Source organism: Microbacterium sp. (assembly GCF_047972865.1).
Classification (GTDB): domain Bacteria; phylum Actinomycetota; class Actinomycetes; order Actinomycetales; family Microbacteriaceae; genus Microbacterium.
The window spans coordinates 1-8,331 of the sequence record NZ_JBKEAY010000032.1; the positions used below are offsets into that span (position 1 = coordinate 1).

At 68.5% G+C, this 8,331-nt stretch carries 6 protein-coding genes and 1 pseudogene; 6 read left to right on the top strand and 1 reads right to left on the bottom strand.

Annotation, left to right across the window (positions count from 1 at the left end):
• The 3 genes and pseudogenes from ACK5KK_RS01730 to ACK5KK_RS01740 form a co-directional block, all read left to right on the top strand.
• Positions 1–257: pseudogene (locus tag ACK5KK_RS01730) on the top strand (hypothetical protein); the annotation flags it as partial.
• 944 nt (positions 258–1,201) lie between these two features.
• Entirely contained in the window at positions 1,202–1,459 is a 258-nt protein-coding gene (locus tag ACK5KK_RS01735) for a type II toxin-antitoxin system Phd/YefM family antitoxin (RefSeq protein ID WP_416888367.1), read from the top strand.
• Positions 1,447–1,845, top strand: a complete 399-nt coding sequence (locus ACK5KK_RS01740; protein ID WP_416888368.1) for a type II toxin-antitoxin system VapC family toxin — start codon at positions 1,447–1,449, stop codon at positions 1,843–1,845. Before ACK5KK_RS01735 ends, ACK5KK_RS01740 begins: the two co-directional genes overlap by 13 nt.
• 144 nt (positions 1,846–1,989) lie before the next feature.
• Here ACK5KK_RS01740 and ACK5KK_RS01745 read toward each other — a convergent pair whose 3' ends face one another.
• Positions 1,990–2,628: a TetR/AcrR family transcriptional regulator gene (locus tag ACK5KK_RS01745; RefSeq protein ID WP_416888369.1), complete on the bottom strand. Its 639-nt coding sequence runs from the start codon at positions 2,626–2,628 to the stop codon at positions 1,990–1,992.
• A 53-nt stretch (positions 2,629–2,681) separates the two neighbouring features.
• Between ACK5KK_RS01745 and ACK5KK_RS01750 the strand changes: the two genes are divergently transcribed.
• The 3 genes from ACK5KK_RS01750 to ACK5KK_RS01760 all read left to right on the top strand — a co-directional run bounded on the left by ACK5KK_RS01750 (position 2,682) and on the right by ACK5KK_RS01760 (position 7,860).
• Positions 2,682–5,111 (top strand): glycoside hydrolase family 3 C-terminal domain-containing protein, encoded by a 2,430-nt coding sequence (locus ACK5KK_RS01750; RefSeq protein ID WP_416888370.1) that lies wholly within the window; start codon positions 2,682–2,684, stop codon positions 5,109–5,111.
• A gap of 6 nt (positions 5,112–5,117) precedes the next feature.
• On the top strand, positions 5,118–6,353 hold the full coding sequence (locus tag ACK5KK_RS01755; RefSeq protein ID WP_416888371.1) for a glycoside hydrolase family 3 protein: 1,236 nt from the start codon (positions 5,118–5,120) through the stop codon (positions 6,351–6,353).
• Between the two features lie 85 nt (positions 6,354–6,438).
• On the top strand, positions 6,439–7,860 hold the full coding sequence (locus ACK5KK_RS01760; RefSeq protein WP_416888372.1) for a glycoside hydrolase family 3 N-terminal domain-containing protein: 1,422 nt from the start codon (positions 6,439–6,441) through the stop codon (positions 7,858–7,860).
• Positions 7,861–8,331: the final 471 nt, after the last annotated feature.

An 8,331-nucleotide genomic window follows, 5' to 3' on the forward strand; every position in this document is an offset into this window, starting at 1 on the left:
GCGAGTATGACGAGACGTTCGGGTACTGGTGGGAACTGTCGATGCGGCAGATCGAGACGAGTCGCACGATCGTGTTCGACGCACCCAGACACGCCCGCGGGTTCGTTGAACAGCTGATCACTGACAACCTTGGGATCGGCCGTCCCGACCGGCTCGAGGTCATCTTCGGCCGGCAGTTCCGGCAGGGACGGAAGCGCCGCAAGCAGGAACGTTTCACCACGAGGGTTGTCAACGCCGGTGACGGGGTCACGTTGTAGACGTTCTACAAGAGCTCCCGGGTCAAGGAGTACCTCAATGACTGGCGGGCGCTGCGGGTGGAGACCGTGGTCAACTCGCCCACCGACCTCGGCGTGCCCCGCCGGCTGGAACATCTCGGCGAACTGCAGCGCAAGAGTCGTGACATCAACACCCGGCTGCTCGATACTGAACGTGTCGGGCAGGGACTTCACCTCGCGAGCCCAGCCTTTGAGCGGGTCGCGCAACCCACCCTCACCAGTTCGGTCACGCCGACGCCGCGTGCGCGGGCTGTTCGCATGGCGTCCACCTCCTCGTCCGTGAGCCGTGTTCGAGGTCGTTTCGATGGTTCCGCTGATGCGCTAATCAACGGGTCGTCCGGCTCCCGGTCTAGGGCAGGGCCGGCGCGGATGCCTTGATTCCACGCGGAAACAAGCCTTGCAACCCGTGGCCGCCTGTTCCCGCAACGCTCCATTGCGCCCACCCCACACACGAGGCTCGAACCCTTACCAACGGAAACGTTGGTCGAGGTTCGGGCCTTGTCCACGTCTGCGGCCCAGGTCACGGCGTCGGCGTTGACCTGCGGATCGAGGAGTATCTCGAAGGGCCGGTTGTGTTGGACGCGCAGCTCGTTGTCCTCGTCGATGAAGACCTTGGTGAAGAACGTCTCTTCGGCAAGACACCGTCGACGGTGAGGGGGGCCTCGGGCGCGGGCGAAAGCGCTGTGCGATGGCTGGAATCATCCCGGAGACCACTTCTCGGTGGGGCCGATCGCGCAGTTCCTCGACGTGAGTGAGCGGGGCGTGCGAGAGGTCATCGAGCGGGGTGACATGGCGGCGGTTCGTGTCGGTCATCGTTCGTGGGCGATCCCATCGGCATCCGCTGTCGCGTGGGCCCATGCGGACCCACTGCAGGTCGGAGCGGACCCTCTGTCTGACGTGTCTGACGGCGGTGTATCTTGGTCGTCATGACGACCGTTTCTGCACGCGATGCCTCCCGAGGGTTCTCGGCGCTCCTCGATCGCGTCGAGCACGACGCGGAGGAGTACACCATCGTGCGCGACGGCAAGGTGATCGCCCGCATCGTGCCCGCGAGCGAGCGCACCGTCGGGGGCTTCCTCGCCCGTCGTGCCGCAAGCCCCGCAACTGACGATCACTTCGCCTCCGATGCCGTCAGCGCCGAGCATCTCCTGACGAACGACACGGGTACGTCGTGGCGCGACTGATTCTCGATACCAACGCGTTGATCGACCTCGATCGCCATGGCGGTGGCGCCACCGGGATCTCGGAGTCCGATGACGTCGCGATCGCGACGATCACGCTCGCCGTGCTCCGCCACGGAGTCCTCGCCGCCGATGCAGGTAGAAGGGCGGCTCGCGAGAGATTCGTGGAGGATGTCGAAGCGACGATCGAGGTGCTCCCGTACACAAAGTCGACCGCAGCAGAGCACGCGGTCCTGCTCGACCACGTCCGCCGGACAGGAACACCACGAGGCGCCCACGACCTGATCATCGCCGCCCATGCACGCCAGACCGGCCGCCAGATCGTCTCCCTCGATCTCAAGGCTCGGTTCAGCGACCTCCCCGGCGTCGACACCGTCATGCGGGAGTAGGTGGCATCCGCCGACGGTGGTGCCACTCTCGCGGCCACTGCCCCGCGAGACCGCAGCGAGGCCATCGAGACCGCACGTAAACCGCGCGGTCTCGATGGCGCGCGTGTAGTCTCGCGGGGTTTTGAGGTGGGGCGGGCGTGCGGGTCAGCGGGCGGCGGGTGGGTCAGGGGGCGGGGGCAGGCCGAACGCTTCGCGCAGGGTGCGCTGCACCATGGCGGGCACGTCGAGGATGCCGGGGTTGAGCGCATCGAACAGCTGCAGCCCGTCCCAGGTGGCGACGACCATTGCCGCGCGCTGCTCCGGGGTGAGACCGTCGTCGGGCAGACCCAGCTTGGCGCGCTGGCGGCGGATGACCCACGCCAGCAGCGTCATGATCCGGCGGTGTCGACGCTGCAGCACGGGCCGGCCAGGATGGTCGTCGGCGCCCGCCTCGGCGGTGAGCATCGACAGCAACTGGACCAACCCCGGGGTGTCGCGGTTGCTCTCCGCGGCCCGCACGAACCCGCTCACGATGGCCTCGGCGGCGACGCTGTGCGGCAGCCCCTCCCGTAGTTGCTCACGGTCGTGCCACTCGATGACGGCCAGCAACAGCTGGGTCTTGTTGCCGAAGTGGTGCAGCAGCGTGGAATGGTCCACGCCCGCGGCCGTCGCGATGCTCCGCAGCGACGCCCCGTAGAACCCCTTGTGCGCGAACGCCTGCGCAGCACTGGCGACGATGGCCTTCTTGGTGGCGCGACCCGTGGCGTACCCGTCGGGACGGGGGGAAGCGGGACGGTCAGACACGGTTGACTCCTTGGATATCCACCATATGGTGGAAATTCAGCTACAGTGTGTGCGTGGGCTCTACTGATCTCGGTCGATCCCGGCATGCGATGACGCTCGCGGAGAAAGCGTCCCTCATGTCGGGCGCGAACTTCTGGAACACCAAGCCGGTGCCCCGGCTGGGTGTTCCCTCGATTATGCTCACCGACGGCCCGCACGGCCTGAGAAAGCAGGCCGGTGCCGCCGATCACCTGGGCCTGAACGCCAGCATCCCGGCCACCTGCTTCCCCACCGCGGCCACGCTGGCCAACAGCTGGGACACCGACCTGATCGGCGGTGTCGGCCGCGCGCTGGGCGCCGAGGCGGCCGCAGAACGCGTTAGCGTGCTGCTTGGGCCGGGCCTCAACATCAAACGCAACCCGTTGGGCGGCCGCAACTTCGAGTACTTCTCCGAAGACCCCTTGCTGTCGGGCCTGCTCGCGGCGGCGATGATCCGCGGCATCCAGTCACGCGGCGTGGCCGCCAGCGCCAAACACTTCGCGGTCAACAGCCAAGAGACCCACCGCATGTCGATCGACGAGGTCGTCGACGAACGCGCCCTCCACGAGATCTACCTCGAGGGCTTCCGCATCGCGATCACGCAGGGCGGCGCGTGGACCGTCATGAGCTCGTACAACAAGATCAACGGCGTGTACGCGAACGAGAACCGTGCGCTGCTCGACGATATCCTTCGGCGTCGCTGGGGCTTCGATGGCCTCGTCGTCACCGACTGGGGCGGCAACAACGACCGCGTCGCGGGACTCATCGCCGGCAACGCGCTCGAAATGCCCTCCACCGATGGGGTCACCGACCGCGAGATCATCCACGCCGTCGAGTCCGGCACGCTCGACGAAGCCGTGCTCGACGCCCGGGTCGACGAGTTGCTCACCCTCATCGAGCACACCACCGGTCATGATGCCCCCGCCGTCGACCACGAGGCGCACCATCGGATCGCCGTCGACGCGGCCCGCGGCTCCATCGTGCTGGCCGGCAACCGCAACCGGATGCTGCCGCTGGGGCCGCAGTCGGGACGCATCGCCGTCATCGGGGATTTCGCCGCCACGCCCCGCTACCAGGGAGCCGGCAGCTCACTGGTCAATCCCACCCGCATCGAGCCGCCGCTGAACGCCCTGCGCGCCACCGACCTCGACATCATCGGATACGAGCCCGGTTTCCGCCGCCAGGGCGCGGCCTCGCGGCGGCTGCGCGCCCGCGCCCTCCGCCTGGCCGAGCAGGCCGACACCGTGCTGCTGTTCCTCGGCCTCGACGAATCGGCAGAGGCCGAAGCCGTCGACCGCGGCAGCCTGCGCCTGGCCCGCAACCAACTCGACCTCACCCGCGAGCTGATCGCGCTCGGCACCCGCATCGTGGTCGTGCTCGCCGGCGGCGCACCCGTCGAACTGCCCTTCGCGGACGACGTCGACGCCCTCGTGCTGGCGTACCTGGGTGGCCAGGGCCTCGGCCCCGCGCTCGCCGACGTGCTCACCGGCCGCGTCAACCCGTCCGGAAAGCTCGCCGAGACCTATCCGCTGCGCTACGCCGATGTACCCGGGGCGACGGCGTTTGCGCGTGGCGAGGCCACCAGCGAGCACCGCGAGAGCATCTACGTCGGCTACCGGTACTACGACAAGGTCGGTGCCGCCGTGCGCTACCCGTTCGGCCACGGTCTCAGCTACACGACCTTCGCGCTGGCCGACCTGAGCGCCGACTGCGACCACGCGCGGGTGACGGTGACCAACACCGGCGACGTCGCGGGAGCGGAGGTCGTCCAGATCTACGTCGAGGCCCCGGATGCCGCTGCCGGCCAGTTCCGCGCCCCCCGCCAGCTCGCCGGGTTCGCGAAAGTCACCCTGGAACCCGGGCGGAGCACCACCCTCGACATCCCGCTCGCGGAGCACGCGTTCGGCGTCTTCGACACCGGTGTCCACGACTGGCGCGTCGCGCCCGGCGCCTACACGGTGCTCGCCGGCGTCTCGTCCCGCGACATCCGCGCGCGGGCCGGCCTCGAGATCGACGGCGATCCGCCGGAGATGGGCGGGTCGGGCGCCTACCGCGCCGGACATGTCGACCGCGTCGGGGCCGCGGACTTCGCGGCCCTCCTCGGCCGCGAGCTGCCGCCGTCGGCCTGGGCGACTGACCGCCCGCTCACACGCGACGACATCGTGGCCCAGACGCGGGGTCGCGGCGGCTTCGCGAGTGTGCTGTACGGCCTCATCGAGGGCACCAGCCGGGTACTGCTCGCCCTCGGCCGCCCGCACGCGTCGAACAACGTCCGCTTTGCTTTCGACCTGCCCTTCCGCTCGGTCGCCCGCATGTCGGGCGGTTCGGTCGATGCCGCGATGATCGACGGCCTGCTGCTCATGGTCAACGGGCAGTTCTGGCGCGGCTTCCGCCATACAGCATCCGCCTGGCGGGCCCATCGCAGCAATCGCACTAGCCCCACGCTCCCCGACAGCGAGGACTGAATACCCATGGCAACCCGCAAAGAGATCCGTGCCGAAGCGCGCCGCCGTCTCGCCGAGGAGAAGGCAGCCCGCCGTGCCCGCCGCGCCGAACTGAAGGCGATGTCGCCGGCAGACCGCACCGCGGCGAAGAAGGCCGACCGTGTCGCCGCGCGCGCCGCGAAGAAGGCGCAGAAGGCAGAGCGCAAGGCCGCCCGCTCCTCGATGACCCGCGCCGAGAAGCGTGAGGACCGCCGCCGCGAGCGTGCCTACCGCCGCATCAAGAACCGGCCGCGCCGCCTGATCGGCTGGGGTGCCGCGGTCGCCATCGTCGCCGTGATCGCCGTCGTCATCGCCCCTACGGTGCGTGACCTAGGGCGGCTCACCTCGATCTCCCTCGACAGCGCGACCGCCGCCGGCGACGAGGCACGTGCGCACAGCGTCGCCGTCACCGAACGCATCTCCGATGAGGGAATCGTGCTGCTGGAGAACGACGGCATCCTCCCGCTGACCGAGCGCCGCGTGAACGTCTTCAGCTTCGCGTCCTTCAACCTGCGCTACGGCGGTGCCGGGTCGGGCGGGGCGAACCAGGCCAGCGCCGTCACACTGTACGACGCGCTCACCGAGCAGGGCATCGAGTACAACCCCGAGCTGTATGCCGCGATGGAGGATGCCGGTGCCGAGACGTCCTCCGGCTCGACCGGTCTGCTCGGCATCGTCGACATCCTCCTGGGCGGCGAGGACAACGGCGAGCCGGCCCCGGACTACCTGACCGACGATGTGCTGACGCAGGCGCAGGGGTTCGCCGACACCGCACTGGTCGTGATCGGCTCGGGGGCGTCCGAGGCGGCCGACCTGAGCACCACGAGCCTCCGCCTGAGCGCCGCGCAGCGCGACCTGCTCGACACCGTGACGACCTCCTTCGACGACGTCATCGTGGTGGTCAACGCGGGCAACGCCATGGAGCTCGGATTCCTGAACGAGTACCCCCAGATCACCGGCGCGGTATGGATCGGCACGCCCGGGCCGCGCGGCGCGATCTCGCTCGCCAAGGTGCTCACCGGCGAGGTCACCCCCTCGGGCCGGCTCACCGACACGTACGCCTACGACGTCCGCAGCGCCCCGGCGGCCGAGAACCTCGGCGACTTCCGCTACGAGAACGTCAGCCGCGGCGTGCTTGAGTACGAAGAGGGCATCTACGTCGGATACCGCTACTACGAGACCCGGTACGCCGCCGACGAGGCCTACGAGCAGATCGTGCAGTAACCCGTTCGGGTACGGCCTGAGTTACACGACGTTCGCCGTCGACGCCGCCGCCCCCGTCGTCACCGACGACGAGATCAGTGTCGACGTGACCGTCACCAACACCGGTGAGGTCGGCGGCAAACAGGTCGTGCAGGTGTACTTCTCGGCCCCGTACACGCCCGGCGGCATCGAGAAGTCGGCGATCGAGCTGGCCGGCTACGCGAAGACGGCGCTGCTCGATCCCGGCGCGACCGAAACGCTGACGGTCACCTTCGCCCTGCGCGACATGGCGTCGTGGGACCGCTCCGGCGCCGGGCACTACGTGCTGGAGCAGGGCACCTACGACGTCGTCGTCGCCGACGACGTGCACACCCCGCTGCACACGTTCCCCGTCGAGGTCGCGGACGAGGTCGTGTACGACACGGATGCCGACACCGGGGCATCCGTCATGAACCGCTTCGGCTACGCCGGCGACGGCCTCACCACCCTCTCCCGCGATGACTGGGAGGGCACCTACCCGGACAGCGCGGACCTGGACCTCGAGGCATCCGACGAGCTCCTGGCGACGATGGACCCGCAGATCGCCCCGGTGGCCGGAGCGGCGCCGACCTACGGCGCCGCGAACGGACTCGTGCTGGCCGACCTCGCCGGGCTCGCGTACGACGACCCGCAGTGGGACCTCTTCCTCGACCAGTTGACGGTCGACGAGCAGATCGCGCTCTTCACCCACGGCGCGTACAAGACCGAAGCGGTCGACCGGCTCGGCATCCCTTCGACGATCCTGCTGGACGGCCCCGCCGGGCTGAACTACCTGTTCGGCGACCTGGGGGCGGCATCGTTCGCCACGCAGGTGGTCGTGGCGTCCACCTGGAACGACGACCTGGCCTACGACCTGGGCGAGGCGGTCGGCGCCGAGGCGAACGCGTACGGCGTGCAGGGCTGGTACGCCCCGGGCATGAACTTGCACCGCACCGCGATGGGCGGGCGCAACTTCGAGTACTTCTCCGAGGATCCGCTGCTGTCGGGCACCATGAGTGCGGCGATGGTCTCGGGAGCGCAGAGCCGAGGTGTGCTCACCTTCATGAAGCACTTCGTGCTCAACGAGCAGGAGATCAACGCGCGGGCGCCGGGTGTCAACGTGTTCGTCGACGAGCAGGCGCTGCGTGAGCTCTACCTGCGCCCCTTCGAGATCACCGTCAAGGAGGGCGACGTCACCGGTGCGATGAGCTCGTTCATCAACGTCGGCGGCCGCTGGGCCGGGGGCAATGAGCAGTTGCTGCAGGACGTGCTCCGCGGCGAATGGGGCTTCGACGGTCTTGTCACGACCGATGCGGTGCTGGGCGGTTTCATGGATCCGGCCCTCGCGGTGCGTTACGGCAACGACCTCATGCTCGCGATGCTGCCCACGAGCGCCGCCAACGCGACGAAGGATGCCCTCGCCGACGACCCCGCCGGAGCCGGAGCGGGTCTGCGCGACCGCGTGCACACCCTGCTCTACGCCGTCCTGTCCACCGACGCCGCCGGTTGATCCACCCCGCCACCCCGCGAGACTACAGCGAGGCTATCGAGACAGCACGTAAACCGCGTGGTCTCGATTGCGCGGGTGTAGTCTCGCGGATTGGGGGGCGCGGTGGAGTGGGACGCACCATGAGGACTCGCTCATGTCGTGCGCGTCAGCTTGACGACTGATGTCGCTCGCGTAATAGTGGGCTTTGTAGCAGGGGACTACCTTCGACGCTGGGGAGCGGAAACCGACATTTTCGGTCGGGTCGTTTGGTACTTCGTTCGTAGACCCTGTTGCGAAGACGCAAGGGACAATTGCAGGGGAGAGAACGGGGCCGACGAAGAAATGACTGGCTCGTTCGCAGGAACGATACGCTGCCGGTAAGGACCGCGCCGATCATGGCGCCGTCCAGGTAAAGAAGTTCTTTTTGTGTCGTCATCGGCGGCACATGTCGTGCATGCCGGAATCGTGCAGTGCAAAAGCTCTCATCGGCGT

Excerpts from the sequence above, each read along its gene's own strand:
- ACK5KK_RS01735 (WP_416888367.1), top strand. The coding sequence starts at position 1,202 with ATGACGACCGTTTCTGCACGCGATGCCTCCCGAGGGTTCTCGGCGCTC.
- ACK5KK_RS01755 (WP_416888371.1), top strand. The coding sequence starts at position 5,118 with ATGGCAACCCGCAAAGAGATCCGTGCCGAAGCGCGCCGCCGTCTCGCC.